The organism is Streptomyces sp. NPDC031474, from assembly GCF_055581185.1.
Map to the genome: position 1 here is coordinate 1 of NZ_JBVIJX010000049.1, position 25,184 is coordinate 25,184.

16 protein-coding genes, 1 tRNA gene and 8 pseudogenes are annotated in these 25,184 nt (G+C 68.9%); 15 read left to right on the forward strand and 10 right to left on the reverse strand.

Annotated elements, in window-relative coordinates; all coding sequences use genetic code 11:
* Nucleotides 1-107: 107 nt before the first annotated feature.
* Genes ACZ5SK_RS46920 through ACZ5SK_RS46930 form a run of 3 tightly spaced genes read right to left on the reverse strand, consistent with a single transcriptional unit; the run spans nt 108 to nt 2,988 of the window.
* Nucleotides 108-1,193, reverse strand: coding sequence for an ABC transporter substrate-binding protein (locus ACZ5SK_RS46920; protein ID WP_334581549.1), 1,086 nt, complete (start codon nt 1,191-1,193; stop codon nt 108-110).
* A 59-nt stretch (nt 1,194-1,252) separates the two neighbouring features.
* Complete coding sequence (locus ACZ5SK_RS46925) at nt 1,253-2,131, reverse strand: ABC transporter permease (protein WP_334581550.1); 879 nt, start codon at nt 2,129-2,131, stop codon at nt 1,253-1,255.
* A complete protein-coding gene (locus tag ACZ5SK_RS46930; protein WP_334581551.1) occupies nt 2,128-2,988 on the reverse strand; it encodes an ABC transporter ATP-binding protein in 861 nt (286 codons plus the stop codon). Before ACZ5SK_RS46930 ends, ACZ5SK_RS46925 begins: the two co-directional genes overlap by 4 nt.
* 236 nt (nt 2,989-3,224) lie before the next feature.
* Here ACZ5SK_RS46930 and ACZ5SK_RS46935 point away from each other — a divergent pair, with 236 nt between their 5' ends.
* The 4 genes and pseudogenes from ACZ5SK_RS46935 (at nt 3,225) to ACZ5SK_RS46950 (ending at nt 7,607) form a co-directional block, all read left to right on the forward strand.
* The gene (locus ACZ5SK_RS46935; RefSeq protein WP_334581552.1) at nt 3,225-4,889 is read left to right on the forward strand and encodes a sensor histidine kinase; all 1,665 of its coding nucleotides are present in this window, start codon (nt 3,225-3,227) and stop codon (nt 4,887-4,889) included.
* Nucleotides 4,886-5,575 (forward strand): response regulator, encoded by a 690-nt coding sequence (locus tag ACZ5SK_RS46940; protein WP_334581553.1) that lies wholly within the window; start codon nt 4,886-4,888, stop codon nt 5,573-5,575. The genes ACZ5SK_RS46935 and ACZ5SK_RS46940 overlap by 4 nt, the downstream gene beginning before the upstream one ends.
* A 154-nt stretch (nt 5,576-5,729) precedes the next feature.
* Nucleotides 5,730-6,562, forward strand: a pseudogene (locus tag ACZ5SK_RS46945) (COG4705 family protein).
* 169 nt (nt 6,563-6,731) lie between these two features.
* Nucleotides 6,732-7,607 (forward strand): COG4705 family protein, encoded by an 876-nt coding sequence (locus ACZ5SK_RS46950; protein WP_334581555.1) that lies wholly within the window; start codon nt 6,732-6,734, stop codon nt 7,605-7,607.
* 6 nt (nt 7,608-7,613) lie between these two features.
* Here ACZ5SK_RS46950 and ACZ5SK_RS46955 read toward each other — a convergent pair whose 3' ends face one another.
* Both ACZ5SK_RS46955 and ACZ5SK_RS46960 read right to left on the reverse strand, forming a co-directional pair.
* A complete protein-coding gene (locus ACZ5SK_RS46955) occupies nt 7,614-8,987 on the reverse strand; it encodes a sensor histidine kinase (protein ID WP_334581556.1) in 1,374 nt (457 codons plus the stop codon).
* Nucleotides 8,984-9,567: pseudogene (locus ACZ5SK_RS46960) on the reverse strand (response regulator transcription factor). Before ACZ5SK_RS46960 ends, ACZ5SK_RS46955 begins: the two are co-directional and overlap by 4 nt.
* 685 nt (nt 9,568-10,252) lie before the next feature.
* On the opposite strand from ACZ5SK_RS46960, the gene ACZ5SK_RS46965 reads away from it, so the two are divergent.
* The 3 genes from ACZ5SK_RS46965 to ACZ5SK_RS46975 all read left to right on the forward strand — a co-directional run bounded on the left by ACZ5SK_RS46965 (nt 10,253) and on the right by ACZ5SK_RS46975 (nt 14,530).
* Complete coding sequence (locus tag ACZ5SK_RS46965) at nt 10,253-10,705, forward strand: hypothetical protein (protein WP_334581557.1); 453 nt, start codon at nt 10,253-10,255, stop codon at nt 10,703-10,705.
* A gap of 447 nt (nt 10,706-11,152) precedes the next feature.
* Nucleotides 11,153-12,088: a DUF5996 family protein gene (locus tag ACZ5SK_RS46970; protein ID WP_334581558.1), complete on the forward strand. Its 936-nt coding sequence runs from the start codon at nt 11,153-11,155 to the stop codon at nt 12,086-12,088.
* Nucleotides 12,089-12,808: 720 nt separating this feature from the next.
* The gene (locus ACZ5SK_RS46975) at nt 12,809-14,530 is read left to right on the forward strand and encodes a cellulase family glycosylhydrolase (RefSeq protein WP_334581559.1); all 1,722 of its coding nucleotides are present in this window, start codon (nt 12,809-12,811) and stop codon (nt 14,528-14,530) included.
* Between the two features lie 173 nt (nt 14,531-14,703).
* Here ACZ5SK_RS46975 and ACZ5SK_RS46980 read toward each other — a convergent pair.
* Nucleotides 14,704-15,260 (reverse strand): annotated as a pseudogene (locus ACZ5SK_RS46980) (enolase C-terminal domain-like protein); the annotation flags it as partial.
* Between ACZ5SK_RS46980 and ACZ5SK_RS46985 the strand changes: the two are divergent.
* The 4 genes and pseudogenes from ACZ5SK_RS46985 to ACZ5SK_RS47000 all read left to right on the forward strand — a co-directional run.
* A pseudogene (locus ACZ5SK_RS46985) lies at nt 15,255-15,544 on the forward strand (IS110 family transposase); the annotation flags it as partial. The pseudogenes ACZ5SK_RS46980 and ACZ5SK_RS46985 sit on opposite strands and share 6 nt — an antisense overlap.
* Before the next feature lie 17 nt (nt 15,545-15,561).
* Nucleotides 15,562-16,644 (forward strand): annotated as a pseudogene (locus ACZ5SK_RS46990) (transposase); the annotation flags it as partial.
* A 4-nt stretch (nt 16,645-16,648) separates the two neighbouring features.
* A pseudogene (locus tag ACZ5SK_RS46995) lies at nt 16,649-16,804 on the forward strand (IS5-like element IS4811 family transposase); the annotation flags it as partial.
* A gap of 91 nt (nt 16,805-16,895) precedes the next feature.
* On the forward strand, nt 16,896-18,479 hold the full coding sequence (locus ACZ5SK_RS47000; protein WP_334581560.1) for a hypothetical protein: 1,584 nt from the start codon (nt 16,896-16,898) through the stop codon (nt 18,477-18,479).
* 47 nt (nt 18,480-18,526) lie between these two features.
* Here the strand turns inward: ACZ5SK_RS47000 and ACZ5SK_RS47005 are convergent.
* Nucleotides 18,527-18,598, reverse strand: a tRNA-OTHER gene (locus tag ACZ5SK_RS47005).
* 182 nt (nt 18,599-18,780) lie between these two features.
* Between ACZ5SK_RS47005 and ACZ5SK_RS47010 the strand changes: the two genes are divergently transcribed.
* Nucleotides 18,781-19,698: a recombinase family protein gene (locus ACZ5SK_RS47010; protein WP_334581561.1), complete on the forward strand. Its 918-nt coding sequence runs from the start codon at nt 18,781-18,783 to the stop codon at nt 19,696-19,698.
* Nucleotides 19,699-19,739: 41 nt separating this feature from the next.
* Nucleotides 19,740-20,495 (forward strand): annotated as a pseudogene (locus tag ACZ5SK_RS47015) (IS630 family transposase); the annotation flags it as partial.
* 4 nt (nt 20,496-20,499) lie between these two features.
* Here the strand turns inward: ACZ5SK_RS47015 and ACZ5SK_RS47020 are convergent.
* Nucleotides 20,500-21,618, reverse strand: coding sequence for a pentapeptide repeat-containing protein (locus ACZ5SK_RS47020; RefSeq protein ID WP_334581562.1), 1,119 nt, complete (start codon nt 21,616-21,618; stop codon nt 20,500-20,502).
* Between the two features lie 560 nt (nt 21,619-22,178).
* Between ACZ5SK_RS47020 and ACZ5SK_RS47025 the strand changes: the two are divergent.
* Nucleotides 22,179-23,398, forward strand: a pseudogene (locus ACZ5SK_RS47025) (IS110 family RNA-guided transposase).
* 89 nt (nt 23,399-23,487) lie between these two features.
* Here ACZ5SK_RS47025 and ACZ5SK_RS47030 read toward each other — a convergent pair.
* The gene (locus ACZ5SK_RS47030; RefSeq protein ID WP_334581563.1) at nt 23,488-23,838 is read right to left on the reverse strand and encodes a DUF2750 domain-containing protein; all 351 of its coding nucleotides are present in this window, start codon (nt 23,836-23,838) and stop codon (nt 23,488-23,490) included.
* Nucleotides 23,839-23,955: 117 nt separating this feature from the next.
* Entirely contained in the window at nt 23,956-24,342 is a 387-nt protein-coding gene (locus ACZ5SK_RS47035) for a hypothetical protein (protein WP_334581564.1), read from the reverse strand.
* A 302-nt stretch (nt 24,343-24,644) separates the two neighbouring features.
* On the opposite strand from ACZ5SK_RS47035, the gene ACZ5SK_RS47040 reads away from it, so the two are divergent.
* Nucleotides 24,645-25,133 (forward strand): DUF6882 domain-containing protein, encoded by a 489-nt coding sequence (locus tag ACZ5SK_RS47040; protein ID WP_443041396.1) that lies wholly within the window; start codon nt 24,645-24,647, stop codon nt 25,131-25,133.
* Nucleotides 25,134-25,184 lie beyond the last annotated feature (51 nt).

The window sequence follows — 25,184 nt, forward strand, 5'->3', positions numbered from 1 at the left end:
CTTCCGGGGCCCCTGCGGCCTCCGGTCCTCCCGGATCTCGAAGTCCACTGCAACTCCCTACGGACGGGGTGTTGCAACGACCTCTTGAACTGAAGTGTGACGGGGGCTCAGCCGGTCGGTCCCGCCGGGGGCGTGGTGGTCTTGAAGCCCTCGCTCTTGTTGGCCTGGAGGGCGAACTCGTTGGTGAACGTCTTGCCGAGGTCCACCGTCCCCTTCACGTTGCCGACCAGTTGCTCCGTCGCCAGAGAGGTCTTGGGACCGCCGGACGGCATGATGCCGTCCGGGAGAAACTGGCCCTTGTCCTCGGTCAGGGCGGTGATGTAGTCGGCCTTCGTCACCAGCTGGTTCTGCACGAACGACGCCGGCAGTTTGTTCGCGATGTCGGCCGCGCTGTGGGTGTTGATCCAGTGCATGGTGGCCACCAGCGCGTCGACGACCTTCTGGACGGTGGCCTTGTTCTGGTTCACCCAGTCGGTGCGGGCGAGCACACCGGCAGCGGGGTAGGCGCCGCCCATCGCCGCAGTGGCGCCGGCCGTGGTGGCCAGGTCGATCGCGGAGGTACCGACGCCCTTCTTCTGGATCGCGGCGACCGTCGGCTGCGTCGTCATGACGCAGTCGACCTTGCCCTTCTGCAGCGCCGCGACGGCGGTGGAGCCCGCGCCGACGGCTATGCGGTGGAACTGGCTGGTCTTGACGCCCTTCTTGGCGGCCAGGAACTGGGTGAGGGTGTCGGTGCCCGAACCCAGGTCGGTGACGCCGAGCGTCTTGCCCTTGAAGTCGGCGCCCGAGGTGACGCCCGACTTCTTGGTGCACATCTCGCGCTCGCCCGGCGCGCCGGAAAGCTGGACGACGTCCTCGACCGCCTTGCCCTTCGCCTGGAACTCGATCGTGTGGTTGTACCAGGCGCCCGCCATGTCCACCTGTCCCGAGGCCATGGCTTCCTCGGCGCCGACACCGCCGTCCTGCTCGGTGCTCAGCTGGACGTCGACGCCGTACTTCTTGTAGAAGCCGAGCTGCTGGGCGAGCTGGTACGGCAGGTAGATCTGCTTGTCCAGGCCGCCGGCCATGAGCTTGACGGTCGGCGTGCCCCCCGCGCTGCCGCTCGCGGCGGACGAGGTGCTGGAACAGGCGCTGACCGCGCCGAGAGCGAGGACGGTGAGGACGGACGCGGCGACGGCGGATCGTCTGGACATGGCTGACCACATTCCTTTGCTGAGGGTTCTGAGACGAAGCAGGGGGAAGAGCGGGTACGTCAGAGGGAGTTGGCCTCGGACGGCGCCGGCGGGCGCCAGGACAGCAGCCGGTGTTCGAGCTTGCTGATCAGCCACTCGGCGCCGAGCACGATGACCGAGATGACGAGCATCGTCGCGAACACGCCGTTGGGGTCGAAGTTGTTCTGCGCGGTCTTGATGACCAGGCCGAGGCCGCTCTGCGCGCCGAGTACCTCGCCGACCAGCGCGCCGACGATGGCGAAGCCGAAGGCGCTGTGGAGGCTGGCGATGATCCAGGTGAGCGCGGACGGCACGATGACGTGCCGGGTGATCTGCGTCTGTGAGGCGCCGAGTACTTTCGCGTTGGCGAGGATGTTGCGGTCGACCTCACGCACGCCCTGGAAGGCGTTGAAGAAGACGATGAAGAACACCAGCACCGCGGCGAGCAGGATTTTCGGCAGCACGCCGATGCCGAACGCCACGATGAAGATCGAGCCGAGGACGATACGCGGGATCGCGTTGACCATCTTGATGTAGGGACCGAGCACGTCCGCGAGGAAGCGGCTCTGGCCGAGCGTGACGCCGAAGACCACTCCGGTGACCGCTCCGAGGGCGAAGCCGGCGAGCGCCTCCTGGATCGTTGTCCAGATGTTCGAGTAGAACGACCCGAACTCGGTGCCGTGCCGGAAGAGGTCGACCAGCCGCTTGGCGATGCCGGACGGCTGCCCGAAGAAGAACGGGTCGACGAGCCCCCAGGTGGTGAATGCCTGCCAGCCGCCGATGACGAAGACCGCGAGGCCGATACGGCCCGCCCACACCAGTGCGATGCGCTGCTTGGCGGCGCGCTTGGCGGCGTCCGCGGCCGAGGACGGTGCGCCGGCCTCGACCGAGCCGGCGGACACTGCGGACGTGGTGCTCATGCGGTACCTCCTGCGGTGCGTGCGTAGGCGCGCTCCACCTCCTCGCGCAGCGTTTCCCAAATCTGCTGTTGAAGTTCGATGAAGCGGGGCTGGAAGCGGATCTCCTGTACAGCACCGCGTGGGCGCGGCAGGTCGATGTCGAAGACAGCCTTGACGGAGCCGGGGCTGGACGTCATGACGACGACTCGGTCGGCGAGCGCCACTGCCTCGTCGAGGTCGTGGGTGATGAAGATGACCGAGGGACGTATCTGCTCCCACAGGCCGAGCAGTTCGGTCGACATGATCGCCTTGGTCTGCACGTCCAGGGCGCCGAAGGGTTCGTCCATGATCAGGATCCGGGGTTCGTTGATCAGCGCGGCGGCCATCGCCACGCGCTTGCGCATGCCGCCGGAGAGCTGGTGCGGGTAGCGGTCCTCGAACCCGGTCAGGCCCACCCGGCGCAGCCAGTCGCGCGCCGAAGCGTGCGCCTTCTGCTTGGGGACGCCGCGGAAGATCGGGCCCATCAGCACATTGCCGAGGACGGTCTTCCAGGGCAGCAGCGCGTCGGTCTGGAACATGAAGCTGACCCCGTCGGCGACGCCGTCCACCTCACGGCCGCCGACCTTGACCGATCCCTCGCTGGGCCGGTCGAGCCCGGACACCATGCTCAGGGTCGTCGACTTGCCGCAGCCGGTCGGGCCCACCACAGCGCAGAACTGGCCCGGCTCGACGGTGAAGGAGACGTCCTGCAGTGCCGTGAACACCTCACCCGCAGGCGTCAGAAATCGTTTTGTGAGCCCGGAAATCTCGACTCGCGCGCTGTCCCGGCCGATCTTCTCGGCGCCAGGGCTCACCGCGACATCGTTTCGCGAAGCCATCTGAGGCTGTCTCCTTCCTAACCTCGGAGTTCGAGGAAGGCAGACGCTAAAGGCCGCGCAGTATTACGTCGCTGTTTCATACGTATCTCGCGTTAGTCGTGTTAACGGGGGTTCTGCGCGTTCTGCTCAGCAGGCAAGGGGGTGGGCAGAATGTCCGCGGTGGGACACAATCACGCCACCACGGGTACGGCGCAGGGGCCGGGCCCGGCAGCACGACAAGGGCGAAGGCACCTGTGATGCCCATCCGTATCCGGATCGGCCGCGGCGGGAAGGGGAGGCTCTCCGCGCGGATCCTGGCCAGCCAGCTGGCCATCCTGGCCCTCACCGGAGCCATCGGCTTCGTGCTGTTCGCGTTCGCCCAGCGGACTGAGATCGACCGCGCCTACGAGCAGCGGGCCCTGGACATCGCGCAGACCACGGCTGCCGAACCCCAGATCCGGCAGGCGGTGGAGTACGGCGGGGGCGGTGCCATCGTGCAGACCGTCGCCGAACGGATCCGCAAGGCGTCGGGGGCGTCGTACGTGGTGGTGATCGACCTGCACGGCATCCGCCACTCGCACCCCGATCCGGCGCTGATCGGCGAGCCGGTGGGCGATCCGATCGCTGTGCTGGACGGTCGCACCCACGTGGGCTCGGACCAGGGCGCGACCGGCCGGTCTGCAAACGGCAAGGCTCCGCTGTACGGGCCCACGGGCAAGCTGGTCGGTGAGGTCTCTGCCGGCATCCCTGAACGCGACGTGCTCGGCGAGCTGTGGCGGGAACTGCCCACCTTCGGCATCTACGCCGCGATCGCCGTCGCGCTCGGCTCGACCGCGGCGCTCCTCCTGGCCGGCCGGTTGAAGCGGTCGACCTTCGGGCTGGAACTGGAGGAGATCGCCGGGCTGCTCCAGGATCGCGAGGCGATGCTGCACGGCATCCGGGAGGGCGTGATCGCCTTCGCTCCCGACGGCCGGATCACCGTGGTCAATGACGAGGCGCGCGACCTGCTCGGCCTCGGCACGGCGCTCGGCAGCAGGCTGGAGGAGGTGTTGCCCGACGGACGGCTGCGCCGCGCCCTGGAGGGCACCCTGTCGGGCGCCGACCTCACCGTGCTGACCGACGACCACTGTCTGGTGGTCAACCGGATGCCGGTGACGCTGCACGGCCGTGAACTGGGCGCGGTGGTCACCGTACGGGACCGCACCGAGCTGATCGGGTTGCTGCGCGAACTGGACTCGGTGCGAGGGCTGACCGACGCCCTGCGCGCCCAGCAGCACGAGTTCACCAACCGTATGCACACCGTGGCCGGGCTGCTGGACATCGGCGACCACGACGCCGCCTTCGCGTACGCCGTCGAGTCGGCCGGCGCCGACCAGGCGCTGACCGAGTCCGTACGCGAACGCATCGGCAACGCGCTGCTCGTCGGACTGATCGTCGCCAAGACCACGGTGGCCGCCGAACGCGGGGTACGGGTGGTGCTCAGCGACGACTCCGCGCTCGGCGAGGACCCGCCGCATCTGCGCCGGCTGCTGACCATCGTCGGCAATCTGCTGGACAACGCGATCGACGCCGCGGCCGGCGGACGGCCTCCGGCGGGCGGACGCGAGGTCGAGCTCTCGCTGATCGAGGCTGTCGACCAGGTGCTGGTGCGGGTCGCGGACAGCGGCCCGGGGATTCCGCTGGGCGCCGCCGAGACGATCTTCGAGGACGGCTGGTCGACCCGGCCCGACCGGGGCACCGCCCGGCGCGGGCTGGGGCTGGCCCTCGTCCACCGGCTGGCCCAGCGGCACGGCGGAACGATCACGGTCAGCGAGGGGCCGGGCGCGGTCTTCACCGTGGTACTGCCGCTGCCGGATGCCACACCCGTACCGCGAGACGCACAGTTCACGACGGCCTTGTCGACAGGAGGTGACCGCGGATGATCCGGACCCTGGTGGTGGACGACGACTTCCACATCAGCCACATCCACTGCGACTACGCGTCCCGGGTGGAGGGCTTCGAGGTGGTCGGTCGGGCGGCGACCGTGGCCGAGACCCTGGACGCGGTGCGCACCCTCCACCCCGACCTGCTGCTGCTCGACGTCTTCCTGCCGGACGGCAGCGGACTCGACGTGCTGCGGCGGCTCAGTGGGGACGAGGGCGGCGCCCGGCCCGACGCGATCATGATCACCGCCGACCGGGACATCACCTCGGTGCGGACCGCCTTGAAGCTCGGCGCCGTGGGCTACCTGGTCAAGCCGTTCGGCTCAGCCGATCTGGCCGAGCGGCTCACCGCCTACCGCGAACTCCAGCACCGCGTGGACGCCCTGGGCCTTGCCCCCCGAACCGATCAGGCCGACGTGGACGCTCTCTTCAGCGCCGCCCGGCCACCGGCCGTCCCCCGGGTCCCGGCGAAGGGGCACTCCGCGCCGACCCTCGCCCTCCTGCACCAGACCCTGCGCACCGCGCACGACGCCGTGTCCGCCACGGAGGCCGCCGAACGCACCGGCGTCTCCCGTGCCACGGCCCAGCGTTACCTGTCCTACCTGGTCAAGGAGGGCATGGTCCGGCTCGAACTGCGCTACGGAGCCACCGGCCGCCCCGAGCACCGCTATCGCGTTGTGCGCTGACCGTGCACTTTCGCCGCGGCCACCGGGGCCTCCGTCGCTTTCCCCCGCGGACGCCCTCATGGCACTCGCAGTGCTCGGGTGAGGTAGACAGAGGAGCCGATGCCGCAACCGCAGTCAGGATGCGTTCAGGTATCTCGTGGCACCGTCGGGCCCCATGACGTACGAGACCTCACAGACACCCGCGGCTGCTGCGGCCGACGGCCAGGTGAAGCCCTCCGGTCGCCGACTGGGCTGGAACAAGGTGCCCGAACTCACCCTCTACTTCTGGATCATCAAAGTGCTGTGCACGACGGTCGGTGAGACCGCGGCCGACCTGCTCAACGAGAAGGCCGGCCTCGGCCTGACCGGCGTATCGGTGCTGATGAGCGCCCTGCTGGCAGTCGTCCTGGTCGTGCAGTTCCGCACCAGCGCGCGGGGGTGTACTGGCTCGCCGTCGCCCTGATCAGCGTCGTCGGAACGCTGATCAGCGACAACCTCACCGACAACCTGGGCGTACCGCTGGAGACCAGCACCACCGTCTTCGCGATCATCCTCGCGGTCGTCTTCGTGGTCTGGTATCGGCGTGAGCGGACGCTGTCCATCCACCACATCGACACCACCGGCCGGGAGTCCTTCTACTGGCTCGCCGTCCTGTTCACCTTCGCGCTCGGCACCGCGGCCGGCGACCTGGTCTCCGAGCGCATGGACCTCGGCTACTGGCTCTCCGCGCTGCTGTTCGCCCTGGCCATCGCCGCGGTCGCCCTCGCGCACTTCGCCCTCGGCCTGGACGCGGTGTGGAGTTTCTGGATCGCCTACATCCTCACCCGACCGCTCGGCGCGTCCATCGGCGACTACCTCTCCCAGCCGACCGGCGACGGCGGCCTGGGCATGGGAACCGTCGTCACCAGTGCGCTGTTCCTCACGGTCATCCTCGGCCTGGTCGTGTATCTGTCGGTGACCCGCAAGGACGTGACGCAGTCGCAGCCGGCCGCCCGGCACGCGGCCTGAGCAGGGGCGCGGCAGGCGTTCAGGATGCGTTCAGGCTGACGCTGCCAAGATCGGTTGCGGCGATCACTCTTCGAGGTCGCCCCATGACACAGAGTGCTCGCCCCCCATCACGGGGCGGGCGTTCTGCCGTACGACCGAATCGGAGCCCCCCACCGTGCAGCAACCGGAAATGTTCACTGATCTCGACGTCGCGAGCACGACCAAGTCGGTGATGAAGAAATTACCCGAGGTCACCCTGACGTTCTGGATCATGAAGATCGCCGCCACCACCCTCGGCGAGACAGCCGGCGACCTCTTCGCCCAGACTCTGAAACTCGGCTACTTCCTGACCACGATCGCCCTGTTCCTGCTGTTCGTGGTGACCTTGGTCGTCCAGCTCAGGTCGAGCCGCTACAACCCGTTCTTCTACTGGACCGTGATCCTGTCGACCAGCATGGCCGGCACCACGACGTCCGACTTCATGAACCGTGACGCGAGCACCAAGTTCCTTTCCGGCGGCGCCACTTCGCTCGGCTGGGGACCGCAGGGTCTCGGCCTCGGCTACCCCACCGGGGCAGCGATCCTCATCTCGATCCTGCTGGTCATCTTCGCCGTCTGGAAGATGTCCGGGATGACCTTCCAGATCCGTGACATCGTCACCTTCCGCGGCGAGTCCCTGTTCTGGTCGGCGATCCTCGTCTCCAACACCCTCGGCACGTCCATGGGCGACTTCCTCTCCGACAGCTCCGGGCTCGGTTACGCCGGTGGCGCGCTGCTCGTGAGTGGAGCGCTCGCCGTCCTCGTCGCCCTGATGAAGGTGCCGGTGGTGCCGAACGTGCTGCTGTTCTGGATCGCCTTCGTCCTCACCCGCCCCCTGGGCGCCACCGCGGGTGACTTCCTGACCAAGCCGGTCGCCAAGGGCGGCCTGGACCTCGGCACCGCAGGGTCCTCGGCCGTGCTGCTGGCCGTCCTGCTCGGTCTGGTGGTCTACGCGCAGATCCGGGAACGCCGGGCCACCACGGCGCGGCCGACGGAGCGGGAGCCGGTCACTCAGCGGGCCGACTGAGTCCGGTCACCCGGCAGGCAGGTCGACCCGGAAGCGTGCCCCGCGGGTGTGACCGCGATCGTGGGACACCTCGCCGCCGACGGCGCGGGCCAGGCGCCGTGCGAGCGGCAGTCCGAGGCCCGCGCCGTCGTGTCCGTCCGCCGGGTCGGCGCGGCGGCCGGGCTGGAAGAGGTCGTCGGTGAACGCCGCGGGGACGCCGGGGCCGTCGTCGGTGACGTCGATGCGCACGCTGCAGGGCAGCTGCCGCGCGGACACGGTCACCGCGGAGTGTGCGTAGCGGACCGCGTTGGTCAGCAGCGGGCTGACGATGCGTTCGAGGAGGGCGGGCGCGACTCCCGCCTGCAGTCCTGGATCCCCCACGTCGACGAAGATCTTCACCTGCTCCGGTGCGTCGAGGCTCTCGACCAGCCGGTGCAGGACCGGCACGACGGAGGTGGTGCCGGGGGCCGTCGAAGCGTTCTGCGCCCTGTCCCGGGCGTCGTCGAGCAGCGTGTCGCAGATGGTGCGCATGGACTGGGCCGCCTCGGCGATCACCCCATGGGTGGTGCGGGTCTCGGCGGCGGTGCGCGGGCGCGCCTGCCACCAGTCGAGCTCGATGACGATCCGGGTGAGTGGGGTGCGCAGTTCGTGGGACAGCTCGCCGGTCAGCTGCTGCTCGTGGCGCAGCACGGTGCGGATACGGTCCAGCAGAGTGTCCAACGAGAAACCCAGGCGGGCGAGTTGGGCCGGATGGTCCTCGGCGCCGAAGCGTTCGTCGGAGGCGACGGCGCTCCACTGGGTGGCCTGGTCGGTCATGGTGCGTACGGGCCGCAGCGCCCGTCCGACGGCCAGGCGCGTCAGCGCGTAGGTGCACGCGAGCATGACGGCGTCCAGGATCAGGGAACCCAGCAGCAGGGTGCCGGCCGAACTCCGGTAGGGCCCCAGGTCCAGAGCCGTGACCACGGTGGCGCCGTGACGGCCGCCCACGAGATCCGAGCACAGGCGCACGGCGTGGGGGCTCTGAGCGTCGACGGTCGAGCAGGCGCGCTTGCCCTGTCTGGCGAGCCGGTTGGCGGCCCGGGTCAGCGTGCTGTCGGCCGTGGTGGCGGGCGGCTGCTCCAGCAGCCGTGTCCCGGCGTAGATCCACGCGTTGGCGTCGAGGAGGCGGTCGTTGACGGTCTCCAGGACCCGCACCCGGGGGCCGCTGGTGTCGATGGTCGTGGCGACGGCCGCGGCACGGTTGCGCAGTTGGTCGTCCGCCTGGTGCTGCAGGTGCCGGTCCATCACGGTGTTGAACGCCACGGTCAGCACGGTCATCAGCAGCGCGGCGGTGGTCAGTGCCACGAGGGAGAGCCGGCCGCGCAGGGTGCGGGGAGCCAGGCGGCGCTGGAGACGGTTCATGACAGGCGGTGTCCGATCCCGCGCGCCGTCGTCAGGCTCAGGCCGCTGCCGGTTTCGCGCAGCTTGCGGCGCAGCCGGCTCAGGTACTGATCGAGGGTGTTGTCGTTGACCTGTGCGCCGTCCGGCCAGGCGGCCCGGACCAGGTCACGGCGGCTCACGATGGCGCCGCCCGCGGCGACGAGCGTGGCCAGCAGCCGGAACTCCGTCGGCGACAGGTCGACGTGGACGTCGCCGACGCCCGCACGGTGCCGGGTCACGTCCAGGACCAGATCCCCGGCGGTGGCGACGGCCGGTGGCCCGGCGCGTTTGAGCGCGGCCCGCAGCCGGGCGACGAGTTCGGCGAGACGGAACGGCTTGGGCAGGTAGTCGTCCGCCCCGGCCGAGAATCCGGACAGCCGGTCGGTGAGGTGGTGGCGGGCCGTCAGGAAGATGATGGGGGCGGCGAAACCGTTGGCGCGCAGCGCCTGGCAGACGTCCCGGCCGTCCGCGTCGGGCAGCCCACGTCCAGGACGACCGCGGCGATGCTGTCGGTGGCCAGCCGCAGGGCGGTGGCGCCGTCGGCGGCGAGCACGGGCGTGATGTACTGCGCCGCGGCCTGCTCGACGAGGACTTCGAGCCGGACCGCGTCGAGACTCTCTTCTGCCCGGCCGACTTCGCCCAGTCGCACAAACGTCCACGCCCTCCAGGGTCGCAGCGAGCGAGTCCTCCCGTTCCCCCATGGAGGCCAGTTGGCTCGAGAACTCCAGTCCGTAGGTGCCGATGTCCCGTCCCACCAGATCCCGCATCCGCCGAACGTCCTCGGCGGCGACCTCCTCAGGCGCTCGGCCGGTCGTCGGGCCTCCGGAGCCAAGGGCGAACACCTCGGCCAGATCGGCGGCGGAGGGTCTACGGGTGGGGTCGTATTCCAGAACAGCCCTGGCTGGCAGGGGGCCCGTGGACCGCTGAGAGGTCCCGTCTAGCCTGGCCTCATGATGGGTGAGGGGGACTTCCGGGTCGGTGACGTGCTGTCGGTCGCATGCCCTTTCACGGTTACCACAGTCGAGCAGGGCCTCACGTGGGACAACATCTCGGTGCGATGGCCGTGGTGGGAAACCGACGCCGACTGCCAGTTCGCGCACTGGAACGGGGTCGTGTCCCTCGGCGTGAGCAGCGGCGGGAGCGTCTCGCCTGACGTGGAGAGCGAACTGTTTCAAACGGACCCTCCGCCCGAACAGCTGAATGCGGGAGACGTCTGCCGAGTCGGCGTCCCGCCTACCGTGGTGCACGTGACAGCCGTGGACCACCACGATCCCCCGCTGGAGACGGCGTGGCTGCCGCATCCCACACAGACCGTGACTGTGCTCCGCCAAGGGCTGTCCTACCGCGAGTTCCCGGACGGGAGCCATCTCGATGGCTCGGGGTACACCATCCACCCCGGTGACGGGATCCCCTTCGCCTTCGAACTGCTGATGCGCCCGTACGCGTCTGTCCAGGTGGGCGACGAAGTCTCTGACGCCGTCGACCGGGCATGGCGGTTCGACGGCCCCTGGGACTGGACCGCTTTCGACGGAGGGCCGGCCGGTGCGGGGCCCGCGTGGCCACTCGTCCTGCTCACCCGAGCGGGGACGTCGTGCGCCGTCGAGGACGCCGAAGCAGTGGCTGCGAGCACGGCGTGTGGTTCACACCAACAGACGGTCCGAGGTTGGATGGCACTCACCGAGGCCTCACCCACACCCTGACCCATCAGAGCACCTGCGGCATCCCTGCCGCGGCGGAGCAAGGAACCTGGCCGTACGGGCCAACTCTCGTGCACGGTCACACCCGCACGGCCGCTGAGACTGAGCGCGATGGGTGGCGCTTGAGCACGCTAGTCGGCGCCGGGCGTGCCCGTTGGCGCGCAGGTGAGCCGGGACACGATAGGTGGAACCTGGCCACGCATGGTGGAACCAGGGCCCTTGGCTTCGGGGGAGCTGGGTGTCACTGGCGTCGGGTCGGATGAGCCCGTGACTGTCCATGACGTGGCCCGCCGGCTTCCCGCCGTTGGCCGGACGACGGCGGGACCTGGGTGGCGGCCCGTGCGGCGGCTGGGCTGAACCGCTCCCCCGGCGGCGTGCGGGATGTCCCCTGCGGGGTCATGATGAGACGGCCCGGCCGCCGCGGGAGCGCCGGGCGGGAAGGGGCAGGCGATGGAGCTGTTCCCGCCGGCGCCGCTGCCGGAGTGGCGGGACACGAAGGAGACGTTGCACCGCTTCGCGCAAATTATCGGCAAGATCCGCTTGGCCGCGAGTTCCCGGCGCAACCACTGGTGGAACGTCCCGTTCCATGTCACCGGGCGCGGCATCACCACCCGTCCGATGGGTCAGGTCGACGGGAATCCGATCTTCACGGTCGACTTCGACTTCGTCGATCACCGGCTCGCCGTCATGACGCTGGACGGCGAAGAGCGGTCCTTTCCGCTTCCGGGCCAGTCCGTCGCGTCCTTCTACGAACAGACCCTGGCCGCTCTGGCCGCGCTGGGCGTCCGGGTGAACATCGCTATTCCCAGGCCCTTCGACCTACCCGACGCCGACCGGCCGTTCGCCGAGGACACCGAGCACGCGACCTACGACCCGGTAGCCGCAAACCGCTACTGGCGGGTGCTGAGCCAGGTGGCGTCCGTGCTGGAGGAGTTCGCGGCGGGCTTCTCGGGAAAGGCCAGCCCGGTGCACCACTTCTGGCACACCTTCGACATCGCCCACAGCCGGTTCTCCGGGCGCCGGATCGACCAGCCCGCGCAGGTCGACCCCGTCACCCGGGAGGCGTACTCCTCGGAAGTGATCAGCTTCGGCTTCTGGTTCGGCGACGACACCTTCGCCGAGCCCGCGTTCTACTCGTACACCGCCCCCGAGCCCGCCGGCCTGGCCGAAGCGCCGCTCAGCCCGGCGTCCGCGCAGTGGGTCGCGCGCGGCGACAGCCACCTGGCCGTACTGCGCTACGACGCGGCCCGCGCCGAGGCCGATCCACATGCCGCCGTGCTCGCCTTCTACGAAAGCGCCTACCAGGCCGGGGCCGGACGCGCCGGATGGGACATCGCGGCGCTTGCCTGCCCCAGCGGAATCACGGACCCGGTCCGCCGCATCTGACGCATTCGGTCAGGGTGAGGAACTCGGCTCTTTCGGCGCGGGCTGCCGCGCAGAAGCCGTGGACGTCCGCCACCCATACGTTCAGAAAGCCGGAGACGGTGCGGCGGTCCCCCGGCTGGAGGAGACCGACAGCCCGGGGTCAAAGAGCAGTGGGCGGCGGAATTCGACGTGTCGGCGTTCAGCGAGCGAGTGAAGGGCGACGACGTGCCCGCCCGTCGCGTTCTCCGGCGGACATCACCGGTCCCTCCCTCCCCGCTGCACAGCGGTCACTGGCCGCATCTCCAACAGCCGCGGGAAGTCGCCGACGGCAGGTGCTCGTAACCGGCCCTCCCGGCCCAGCAGTTGCACGGCCTCGCCGTCGCAACCGCCGGCGTTCCACCCGACCGCCCGGGCTTCACCGCACCCGCTGTCCCGGACCACGGGTGCAGAGAAGGCGTGAGATCCCACCAGCCTGAGATCCCCCGCCGGGTGACCCCCCAGTCCGGTCCGCATCGACGGCAGATGAGCGGGTAACCCCGACGAGCTTGCGCGCCACAGCTCCTGACGCCCCATTGGGAAGCGCTTCGACGCGCAACTTTTCGAAACTCGATGCAGGTTCCATACGGATCAGCCCGTTCTCTCCGGCGTCGGGTTGCGCTAGGCTCCCGCAACGTGTCGAAGCGCTTCGACGATCAGCATCTTCGACATAGGGGTCAGGCCTTCGGCTCAATGGAGAGTTCTATGCCGAGTTCAGCCGGTTTCACTCGCCGCCAGGTCATGACGACCTCCGCGGCCCTCGCCGTCACGGCGTTGTCCATCCCGACGGCCGCTCAGGCCGCCGCCCGGTCCACTGGTTCCGCCGCGCCGGCGTCCGCGCTGGACCTAGTCGCAGACATGCAGCCCGGCTGGAATCTGGGCAACAGCTTCGAGGCCATCGGCGCCGACGAGACGGCGTGGGGCAACCCGCGGGTGACCCAGGCGTTCTTCCGTAGGCTGAAGGCGCAGGGCTTCAAAAGCATCCGGATCCCGGTGACCTGGGGCCAGCACGAGGGCCCGGCTCCCACCTACACCCTCGACCCGGCCTTCCTGTCCAGGCTCAAGCAGGTGGTCGACTGGGCCCTGGCTGATGGTTTCTACGTTCTGATCAACATGCACGGCGACGCGTGGCAGTGGGTGCCGGACATGCCGACCCGGCATGACGCGGTCCTGGCCCAGTACACGGCCACCTGGCAGCAGATCGCGGCCACCTTCCGGGACGAGCCGCACCGACTGCTTTTCGAGAGCATCAACGAGCCCTTCTTCAACGGCAGCTCCGGCGACGAGCAGAACGCCACTCTGATGAACGAGCTCAACACGACCTTCCACTCCGTCGTGCGCGCGACCGGCGGAAACAATGCCGACCGGCTGCTTGTCATGCCGACCCTGGGGGACACCCCGGATCAGCCCAAGATCGACACCCTGCTCGCCACCTTCGCCGCGCTCGACGACCCGAACCTGGTGGCCTCAATCCACTACTACAGCTTCTGGCCCTTCAGCGTGAACCTCGCCGGCTACACGACCTTCAACGCGACCACCAAGCAGGACCTGACCGACACGTTCGACCGGCTGCACAGGTCCTTCGTGGCCAAGGGGATCCCGGTCGTCGTCGGTGAGTACGGCCTGCTCGGCTGGGACTCCGGCCCCGGCACGGTCGAACAGGGTGAGACGCTCAAGTACCTCGAGTATCTCGGCTACTACGCGCGCCACCGCGGCTTGACCACGATGCTGTGGGACAACGGCAGCCGCTTCAACCGCCGCACCATGCAATGGAACGACCCGAGCCTCTACGCGCAGATACGTTCTAGCTGGAGCGAGCGCTCCGGCACCGCGTCCACCGATCAGCTCTTCGTGCCCAACGGCAAGACCCCGACAGACGCAACGATCATGCTGAACCTCAACGGCACCAGCCTGATGAGGATCGCTGTCGGCACCCGCCCCCTGATCCGGGGCGTGGACTACACCGTCAGCGGCAGCACGCTGACGATCGCAGCGGCGACGCTCAGCCGGCTGACCGCGTCGCAGGAGCACGGGACGAATGCCGTCCTGTCCCTCCGGTTCACAGACGGGATTCCCTGGGCCGTCAACGTCGTCATCACCTATGACAAGCCGGTGCTGACGAGCGCGACGGGTACGACGACCTCGCTGGTGATACCCACCGCGTTCAACGGCGACAAGCTGGCGACCATGGAAGCCGTCTACGCCGACGGCACCCCCGCCGGTCCGCAGTCCTGGACGACGTACAAGCAGTTCAACGTGGCCTTCACGGTGGACTACACCGCAGGCACGATCACCTTGCCGATCGCCTTCTTCGACGAGGTCACCGACGGCGCCGCCGTGACCCTCACGTTCCACTTCTGGAGCGGGGCGATCTTGACGTACACGCTGACCAGGTCCGGCACCGCGGTCACGGGCACCTCAGCCTGAAAGCGGGTCCATCAGTACCGTCCTCGAAATCCGGGACGGCCGACGAAGACGCAGCCTGCGCTGAACCGACCCCAAGATCCGCGCCCCGCCCACCGGGGTGCGGAAGTCGCGCAGGTTCTCCGGGCGCGGGTGCGGGCAGGGTTGGTCGGGCCGGCTGGTGGTCCTGGGTGCGGCTACCAGGCGGCCAGTGAGCCGTCGGTGTTGCGCCAGACCGGACTGCGCCGGCGGTGGCCGCGTTCGGCGGCGGCGCAGACCGCGTCCTCGTCGATGGTGATGCCGAGACCGGGTGCCGTCGGGCGGTCGATGTAGCCGTCGCGAAACGTGAAGGGTGTCGTGTCGGCCAGGTAGTCGAGATGGCCGCTGCTGTCGCCGTAGCCGATGCCCAGTACCTATTCCTGCATGACGAAGTTGGGGATGGCGAAGTCGAGTTGGAGGCTGGCGGCGAGGGCGATCGGGCCGAGCGGGCAGTGCGGGGCCACCAGGACGTCGCACGCCTCTGCCATCGCGGCGATGCGACGGGTCTCGGAGATGCCGTCGGCGTGGCTGATGTCGGGCTGGCCACGGCGATGCCGTCGGAGAGCACCGAGCGGAAGTCCCAGCGGGAGCAGAGCCGTTCGCCGGTGGCGATGGGGATGGAGGTGGAGCGCACCACGGCGCCGAGGTCCTGGGAGAACTCCAGCAGTACGGGCTCTTCGACGAAGAGCGGCAGGAGCGGCTCCAGGACCTGGATCTCACCAACACCGGCCCGCTCACGTTACTGACGGGCTACCAGACTCCGGCCGCCCTTCGCCAGCTCGGCGTCAAGCGCTTGGCCACCTGGCTCCGCAACCGCAAGGTTCTCCGTGCCGACCAGCTCGCCGAGACTGCCCTCCAGGCCGCCGAACGCCAGCACACCAGCCTGCCCGGCGACAAGCTGACCGCCGACCTGGTACGCACGCTGGCGACGGAGGTGATCGGCCTCAACAGCAGGTCGCCGAGCTCGACAGGGCCATCGAAGCCCGGTTCCGCGAACACCACACCCCGAGGCCGCGCTGCGGCACGTGCGCCGGCACTTCATCACGGTCGACAACCTGCGGGCCGCCGTGACGAAGCTGGTGAACACCACCTTCGCGGCCCGCGACACCGCATGGTGGGGTCAGGGCACCTCGTGCGCGTCGGACTCGAAGAAGTTCGGGTCCTGGTCCTCGAACTTCATGACCGAGTACCACGCCCGCTACGGCGGCAACGGCGTGATGATCTACTGGCACGTGGAGCGGAAGAACGTCTGCATCTACTCCCAGCTCAAGAGCTGTTCGTCGTCCGAGGTCGCGGCGATGATCGAGGGCCTGCTACGACACTGCACAGACGCCGAGATCGAGTCCAACTACGTCGACACCCACGGTGCCTCCGTGGTCGGGTTCGCCTTCACCGAGCTGCTCAACTTCCGGCTGCTGCCCCGGCTGAAGAACATCGGCAGCATCCGCCTGTACCGGCCCGACGACGATTCGCCTGGCTGGCCAGCGCTCGGCGGCTCGCTGACCCGGGCGATCCGCTGGGACCTGATCGCCCAGCAGTACGACCAGATGGTCAAGTACGCCACCGCCCTGCGCCTGGGCACCGCGGAAGCCGAACAGGTCCTGCGGCGCTTCACCCGCGGCGGCCCCAAGCACCCCACCTACCAGGCCCTCGAAGAACTCGGCCGCGCGGTGCGCACGATCTTCGCGTGCGACTACCTCGCCAGCCCGGACCTTCGCCGCGAGATCCGCGGTGGCCTTCAGGTCGTGGAGAACTGGAACTCGGCGAACACCGTGCTGCACTACGGCAAGGACGGCGCCCTGACCGGCCCGGACAAGGAGCACGCCGAGACCAGCATGCTCGCGCTGCACCTCCTCCAGTCGAGCCTGGTCCACATCAACACCCTGCTGCTTCAGCGCGTACTTGCCGAACCCGCGTGGGCGAAGAAGCTCTCGGACGAGGACCGGCGCGGGCTGACCGCGTTGTTCTGGTCGAACATCAACCCGTACGGCACGTTCCGGCTGGAGATGGACAAGCGGCTCGACTTCGCCCTGCCTACCGTGCCCCGTCCCCGGACTCCGGCCAGCGCCGCGCGGCCGACGACGTTGGGCAGCCCATGACGGCAAAGCGGTAGCGGGGCAGTTGCTGTTCCCTCTGGCCCTGCTGCACCCGGAGATCGCCATCGTCTGGGCCGACACCGCCTACGCCAAGAACGGTCTGGTGCCCTGGGCGAAGAAGTACCTCGACATCACCATCAAGACGGTGCGGTGCCCACCGGAGGCCGAAGCCCCCTGAAGACGACCAGCGGGCTCAACGGTGCGTCGTGTCGGCGTGCTTGCCGTCGTGCGGTGGGGCAGGCCAGCATGCTCGGATGGCAGCCGATTGGTTGGAGCAGAGCCTGCTCGACGCGGTCCGCGACGGCGAGATGCTGGACCTGGCCGGTGACGGGCCGGTCGACGAGGCCGCGATGCGGTCCTCGGACAGCACTCACACCGTCTCTGCGGCGTTGATCCGTGACCTGGTCCGCGGCCGCCGGGACATCGAGGCGGACCCGCACGGGCTGCGGCTGCGCGGGGCGCGCATCACCGGCCGCATCGACCTGGCGAACATCACCAGCGATCTGCGGGTCGAGCTGGTCGACTGCTTCGTCCCCGACGGTCTGAACCTATGCGACAGCCAGCTGCCCGGCCTCGTGCTGGACGGTTCCTGTTTCGGGCACCCCGCGGGTTCGCACGACCCACCGGTTGACGCCGCACGCTTCACCGCGCCGACGATGACGATGCGCGGAGCGGTTGCCAACGCCGACACACCTTCCGGCGCGGTCCGGTTCCTCGGCGCCCACCTCGGCCTGCTGGATTGCGACGGTGCGCGGCTGGAGAACGCGTCCGGTCCCGCCCTGCACGCCGAGTTTCTGCGGGTCGATCACAGCGTGTACCTCCGCGACGGGTTCTGGGCCACTGGCGTCGGCGAACAGGGCGCGGTCCGGTTCGCCTACGCCCATCTCGGGCGGCTGGCATGCGACGGAGCGCGGCTGGAGAACACGTTCGGTCCCGCCCTGCACGCCGACGGTCTGCGGGTCGACCGAGCCGTGTTCCTCCGGGCCGGGTTCCGGGCAACCGGCGCGGTCCAGCTGGTCGATGCCCACCTCGGTCTGCTGGATTGCGACGAGGCGCGGTTGGAGAACATGTCCGGACCGGCCCTGTACGCCGACGGTCTGCGGGTCGACCGGGCCGTGTTCCTCCGCGCCGGATTCCGGGCAACCGGCGCCGGAGACTCCGTGCTCGCGTTGAACGGCGTGTCGGTCGGTTCGCTGTGGTTGGACACCAGCGGGGTGACTCGGCCGGGTCAGGCCACGGGGGCTCTGGTCGGCATCGACGGGTTGACCTACGCGGACCTGCCGGCGCCGGTCGGGTTGTCCCGGTGGCTGGAGCTGTTGCGTGACCACACGCCCGGCTACTCCGCTCAGCCGTACCAGCAGTTGGCCGCCGTCCAACGGGCGGCCGGTCACGACAGCGAGGTGCGGGACATTCTCATGGCGCAGCGGCGGGACCAGATCGACCGCGGCGGGCTTCGCTGGCGTGACCGGGCCTGGGCCCGATTCACCGGGCTGGCCCTCGGCTTCGGTTATCAACCCTGGCGAGCGCTGCTGCTGTTGTTCGCCGTCCTCGCCAGCTCGGTCGCGCTGGCGGTCGTCCTCGGCGGGCCGGGCGGCGGCCTGGAACACACCGCCCGCGCGGGCACACCCACGACGCCCTGCAGCGTCGTGGAGCGGGTCGGCGTGGGTTTGGATCTGGGTCTGCCGGTGGTCAAGACGGGGGCGGCTGACCTGTGCGCCCCCACCGGTACCCGTGCAGGGCAGACCCTCACCGTCGCGGGCTGGCTGCTGCAGCTGACCGCGTGGGCGTCGGCCACCCTGTTCATCGCCGGCTTCACCGGTGCCGTGCGCAAGACCTGACGATTCGCCGAAATGAAGATATGCCCGAAATCGAGATCGGTCCGGCGATCGTGAGGCGGGATTCGAACCCGCGGCCTCCGCCACGCAGGTAGCAGCGCTCTACCCGCTGAGCTACTCGGCCCGGGGCGGTGTTCCGTAGGCGTCGGCAAACGTTCGAATGAAGACAGGCACGGCAGGCGTCCAGTGAACCCGGACATTCCAGGGCCTGGCGACGGCTCAGATCCAATGAGATCCACTGACGGTTGGCGACAGGGTTAGATGACACCCGAGGTCCGATGAGGCGGCAGAAGCGAGGGACAGCGTGGCCAATCTCGTCTACAAGAGGGTGTCGACCGACCAGCAGTCGACCGACCGCCAGAACCTCGTCCTGGACGAGGCCGGCATCGAGGACCCGGTCATCTTCGAGGAGGACCCGGGTACCTCCAGCCGCCTCCACCCGCTTGAGCGCCCGAAGTTCGGCGAACTGCTCACCTACGCGCGGCCGGGCGACACCGTGCACATCTCGGAGATGTTCCGCCTCGTGCGCGGCACCGGGCACATCCTCGACGTGCTCGACGTCCTGCACCGCGACCAGGTGGAGCTGCACATCCACGACGGCGCGTTCTCAGGCATGGACCTCACCGCCCGCCACCCGCGCACCGCGGAACTGCTGTCCACGGTCAAGTTCATGGTGCAGACCCTCGCCGCGGCCGGCGAACTCCAACGTGACCTCCAGCGCGAACTAACGTACGACGGACTGCGGGCCGCGGAGGCGAAGGGCAACAAGGGCGGGCGCCGCCCCGCCGTCCCGGCCGACAAGACCGACGCCGTGCGCACCGCGTACCTGGAGGGCCGGTCCATCGCCGCCCTCGCCCGCGACCACGACGTCAGCCGCGGCGCCATCCGTACCGCCGTCGCCGACCTCCTGCCCGAGCACACGGGGGCCGAGCCGGGCGCCCCGGCCCCGGAGCTGCCGGTCACCCTCGACATGCCGGGCAAGGTCGCCGACTTCCTCCGCGCGGCCGACCTGGAGCCCGCCGAGCGGGCCGCGCTCGATCACGGCCAGGCCGTACGGCGCGGCACGGGCTACACCCTGCGCATCAGCGCCCTGCCCTCGGTTCACCGCCAACTCCTCGACCGCTGCCAGCCCCTCGACGGCACCGCGGCGATCCCGGCACAGCGCAAGGCCCGCCGCGAGTTCGAGAACCGCGTCAACGCCCTCGCGGCTCAGACCCCCTGACCGCTACTTTGCGGCTGGTGTCTGGGCTAGGACTCCGGGGCCTACGCCGCGTGCATGGACGCGCCATTCGCATCGGCCGTAAAGCCTTACGGTGCCTACTCCGGCGCTGTGGCATCACCTTCCAGCGCACCAAGACATGGAAGGAGTCTCCCGGCCCCGCGCGCGACGCCAAGCTCGACCGTATCGAGCAGGTGCTGGAACGCTTCCCGGACCGGGTCTTCGCCTTCGACGAGTTCGGGCCGCTCGGGATCCGACCCACCGGCGGTTCCTGCTGGGCCGAACAGGGCATGCCCAACCGCCTGCCGGCCACCTACCGCCGCACCCACGGCGTCACCTACTTCCACGGCTGTTACTGGGTCGGCGACGACCGGCTGCGGGGCGTCAACCGTCGCCGCAAAGGCACCGCCAACAGCCGCGCCGCCTTGAAGTCGATCCGTGCCGCCCGACCCGACGGCGCTCCGATCTACATCATTCTGGACAACCTCTCCGCCCACACCGGCGCGGACATCCGCCGCTGGGCGATGAAGAACAAGGTCGAACTGTGCTTCACCCCGACCTACGCCTCCTGGGCCAACCCGATCGAAACACACTTCGGCCCGCTGCGGCAGTTCACCCTGGCCAACTCAAACCACCGCAGCCATCCCGCGCAGACCCAGGCCCTGCACCGCTACCTGCGCTGGCGCAACGCCAACGCCCGTCACCCCGACGTGCCCGCCGCCCAGCGCAGGGAACGCGCCCGCATCCGCAGCGAGAAGGGCATCCCCTGGGGCGGACAGCCCATCGACTGCGCTGCCTGATTGCTCAATTCGCCGACGCTGACGGACCATGCATCGGCTCCGATTGCAGCAGCGGGAGTCGCCTGGTGAGCGCGGCAGCCGGAAGCAGATTGTCCGGTTCGGTGCCAGGGTCCGCGGTGACAACTACGCCGGCCGTTTGAGCGTCGAAGCCGGTCGGCCAGATCGTAAGGTCGCTCGCCAGCGCATCCTCCAGCCTCGCCTCTCGCAGGTCTGCGTCGGTGAGGTCGCAGCCCCGGAGGTCGGCCAACCGCAGGTCCGCGCCAGCGAACACGGCACCCTGGGCACGGGACTTGCGCAGGTTCGCCTCCCGCAGGTCCGCACGGGAGAAGTCCGCCGACCTCAAGTCGGCTTTGACCAGGCGTGCGCCGCGCAGATCGGCTTGCAGACAGCGGACCCGGTGAAGAATGGAGCTGCCGAGTTCGGCATGCCGCAGGTTGGCGGCGATCAGTGACGCCTTGCTCAGGTTGACCTGGTAAACGCTCGCCGCTTCCAGGCATGCGCCGTCGAAGTTGATTCCGTGCAGCCACAATCCGTCACAGTCGGCTCGGCGCAGATCGGTCAGACTGACGTTGAGCCACTCCGGACGGCGTTCCTGGTACAGGACCCCGAGGCAGGTCAGCGCCGTCTGAGCGTCCGCGGCGCGGGTCTCCAATGGGGGCACCGAGTTAATGGACACGTCCGCCGCCGGAACTGCGGGTTCCTGCGGCGGCCAGGGAAGGTGTGTCCGCAGATACGCCGCCATAATGGACACGACCGCCTCGCGGTCGCGGTCAGAATGATCCGCAATCCGCCACAGTGCGTAGATGCCTCCGATCCGCACGTCCACCTTGTCACTGCCGAGCTGCTCGACGGCCCGGCTGAAGCGATCGGTGATGTTCCCCTCTCGGGTTGCGTTCAGCCCGTCTTGGCTGACGCGCAGCTGCCGCCACGTGGCATAGGCGCCGAACAGGACAACCGCACCGCCAACCATCTGCAGAAGCGTGGTGCGCACGTTGTTCACCGCGTTCAACCGGTCCGCTGCAGCGAGGTGGCCACCTGCGAGGTCGTGGTCGACTATCAGCCCCGGAAGAACCAGGAGCACGACGCTCAGTAACACGATCACTGCCAGTGCGGCCAGCGCCACAGCAACGGCACGAGTCAGGCGCCACCGATCACGAAAAGTTCCCCCCATAGCCAGAGGATCTTAGGACAAGGCCGAACCCGGTGAACCTAATTCGTTCTCAGCAGCCCACACAGACCTTGTCGCTCCAGCGGGCTGTTCGAGTACGGAGCTGCGACGCCTCCGGCGAACCGGGTTCGTTGAGACCTCCGCATAGAGCGGCGTGCAGCCCCCGTGCTTGTGGTGGTGGTCGCGTGGGCGTCGGACGGATTCCTACACGAAGCCTGGCTTGAGAAGCCTTGAGCGAAGAGCGAAGAGCGAAGCGCTCGCGCCTGCGTGATCGCCACTACCCCAGGCTTGCTTGCTCGTTGACGTTGGCGGTGCGAGCCCGCTGCATGGTGACCTCTCGATATGCCCGAGCTTTGCGAGCTCCCGTCGAGACCGAGGCCCGTGTGACGCGCTGGTGCCACGAACGGCTGGTGAGGTGGCGGACCGGTCTTGTCGCCGAGTCCTGAAATTAGGTCGCTGCGTGGCCCGCAAGCGCTCGTGACCAGCGCAAACACCCACGCCATGGGGAGGATTCCTTGATCTACTGCGGAATCGACTGGGCCGAGAGGACGCGGGACGTCGCCCTGGTCGACGACTCTGGCCAGCTGCTGGCCAAACGCCACATCACGGATGATGCGGCTGGCTACAAGGTCTTGTTGGACCTGGTTGCCGAGTACGGCGACACCGAGGAACACCCGATCCCGGTGCGATCGAGACCTCCCGTGGTCTGCTGGTCGCCGTGCTGCGGCAGGGCAAGCGGAAGGTCTTCGCGATCAACCCGATGGCCGCCGCCCGCTGCCGCGGCGACCGGCACAGCGTCTCCCGCAAGAAGTCCGACCCGGGCGACGCCCTGGTGCTCGCGAACATCCTGCGCACCGACATGCACGCCCACCGGGTCTTGCCCGATGACAGCGACCTGGCCCGCGCTATCGCTGTCCTCGCCCGCGCCCAGCAGGACTCCACCTGGAACCGCCAGCAGATTCCAACCAGCTCCGCTCCCTGCTGCGCGAGTACTACCCAGCCGCCCTGGCGGCGTTCGAGTCCTGGAAGAACGGTCTCTGCCGCTCTGAAGCCCACGAAGTCCTCAAGCTGGCCCCAACTCCCACGCGAGCGGCCCGACTGACCCGCGCCCAGTTCCAAGCCGCCCTCAAGCGAGCTGGCCGCCAACGCGGCATCGAAGCCGAGACCGAACGCCTCCGTGAGGTCTTCCGCGAGGACTGCACCCACCAACCTGCCCTCGTCGAGGACGCGCTCGGCAAGCAGATGCTCGCCCTCCTGGTCCAGCTCCAGGCCACCTGCACGGCTACAGACGACCTGGTCCCAGGCGGTGGAGGAAGCTTTCCCTCAGCATCCGGACGCTGAGATCATCCTCAGTTTTCCCGGCCTCGGCGTCCAGCTCGGCGCCCGGGTGCTCGCTGAGATCGGGGACGACCGCGGCCGTTTCGCCGACGCCCGCGGCCTGAAGGCATACGCAGGCTCCTCGCCCATCACCCGGGCTTCCGGCAAGAAGGCCAGCATCACCCGCCGCTGGGTCAAGAACGACCGCCTCAACCACGCCGGCTACCTCTGGGCCTTCTCCGCACTCCGGGCCTCGCCCGGAGCCACGGCCCACTACCGTCGCCGCCGCGACGAGCACGCTGCCGCCCAGCGCAACCTCTTCAACCGCATGCTCGGACAGATGTTCCACTGCCTCCAGCGACGCGAACGGTTCGATGAGAACACCGCATTCCCACCCGCCCTGGCCGCTGCGGCTTGACGACTTGGGGTCGTGAGGTGCTTCCTCAACCTCGGATGCTCACTCATCTGCTGGCGGCGACTGCGCGCTCTGGCGAGCGATGCCGTGGTCTAGTCAGCTACCGCCAGCCGGTTGAAAACTTCCTTGGGGGTGAAACTCCAGCCGACCAGGCGCGGCCCGCTCCAGTTGATGCCGATCATGAGCCCATCCCGGGCGGCACCGGGTAGTTCGCGATCGCGCCAGGCATCCAAGGGCACGGATTCAACGCGGAGCCCATGCCCCCAGATCTTAGCTGCCCTCTGCGCGCGGCCCGAGGTCGACCAGAAGGGAAGACTTCGCGTGCCGTCCGCGGAGAGGGGAGCCGGGCTTCCCTCGTCATCCCGGACAAGCCAGACCACTCTGCTTTGGCGGACGTCTCGGAAGAATGCTGCCGCTTGCGAACCGCTCTGGCTCACGGCCACCGAGCCTAGCCTTCCCCACCACTCACGCGGTGGCGGGCTGTGGCCCTCTGCTCGTAGGCCCGGGGATCCCCGGGCCTGATCGAGCCGACGTGCCTGCTGTCTTGCTGCCCGGTCAGCTCACCACCAGCCGCCGCAGCCACTCGAGTCGCAGGCGCGCATGTAGACGCCGTAGGCCCCCTTGTACGTGTACTGCTTCCCGAACTTCATCTTCTTCTGCTCGCGCCGGCCGGACTCCCAGTTGATGAGCATCTGGGCCCACACGCCGTCGTCGCGCTTCCCCCAGCTGAACTTGCCGTTGTAGCCGCCGTGCCCGTCGCACTTCCAGTTCTTCCGCACGCCGATGTTCCGGCCCTGGGGGGACCACAGTTCCCCCTCACCGTGGCCCGACTTGCACGCCGCCGTGGTGTCGGCGGTCGCCGCGTGGGCCACCGGGCCGACGAGCACGCCGAGGGTGAGGGTGGTGATGCCGGCGAGGACGCCGAAGCGCGTGCCGATCGTCCGCATGTCAGTACTCCGATCTCAAGTGATGAGGGCGGTTCACGTCCGCTGACGGCCTGCCACCGCGCGGACACCACGAGGGTGCGGGGCGCGCGCGGACACCGGCAACGCTCGCCCCGCAATTGACGACACGACGGGACGGGACACCCTCCGACCAGCGAAGATAATGTTCGGGATGAGGCCTTCGAGAGAAGCTTCGCCGCTCCGGGCAATCAGCCTCGCGTAACCATAGCGGCGGGCCACGGTCGCGCCGCAGCCGCAGCGAAGGTCAGAGAGAGTGGCGAGCCAAGTACGGAACCCGCGCGGGCATCGAGGGAACCATCCACCAGGCCGTCGCGGTCACCGGGATGAGACGTGCCCGATACCTCGGTCTCCAGAAGACCCACCTGGAGCACGTCTTCTCCGTGATCGGCAGCGTCAGCGTTGCCCAGCCGAGCCGGCTGTGGTCCTGGGCGAACGAGTCACTCCCGCACGCCGCCCGGGGCGACATGGAGAGGGTGCGACAGTTCGGCGAGGAGAACGACTACCCCGTCCTTCCTTGGCCAGGCTTCAAGTACGACCCCGAACTCGTCGCTGAGGCTCGGATGGTCGCGGCCTCCGTGCTCGACGCCGAGGGACTGTGGGCGGAGTCGATGGACGACGTGCAACTCCACTTCATGATCCATGACCTGGCGCTCGCTGCCGATCGACAGCGACGGTTGCGCGGATCCCCAGGCTGCTGGTGCTGGCCGCCGGACGTGAAACGGCGAGCTCAGCTTGTTCTTTTTCTTTCGGCCTCGAACGGTGTCTCGTACTGAGTCGCTCACCTGGGGGTTTGCCGGACGTGGGGGCGGCCTTCGTCTGATCCT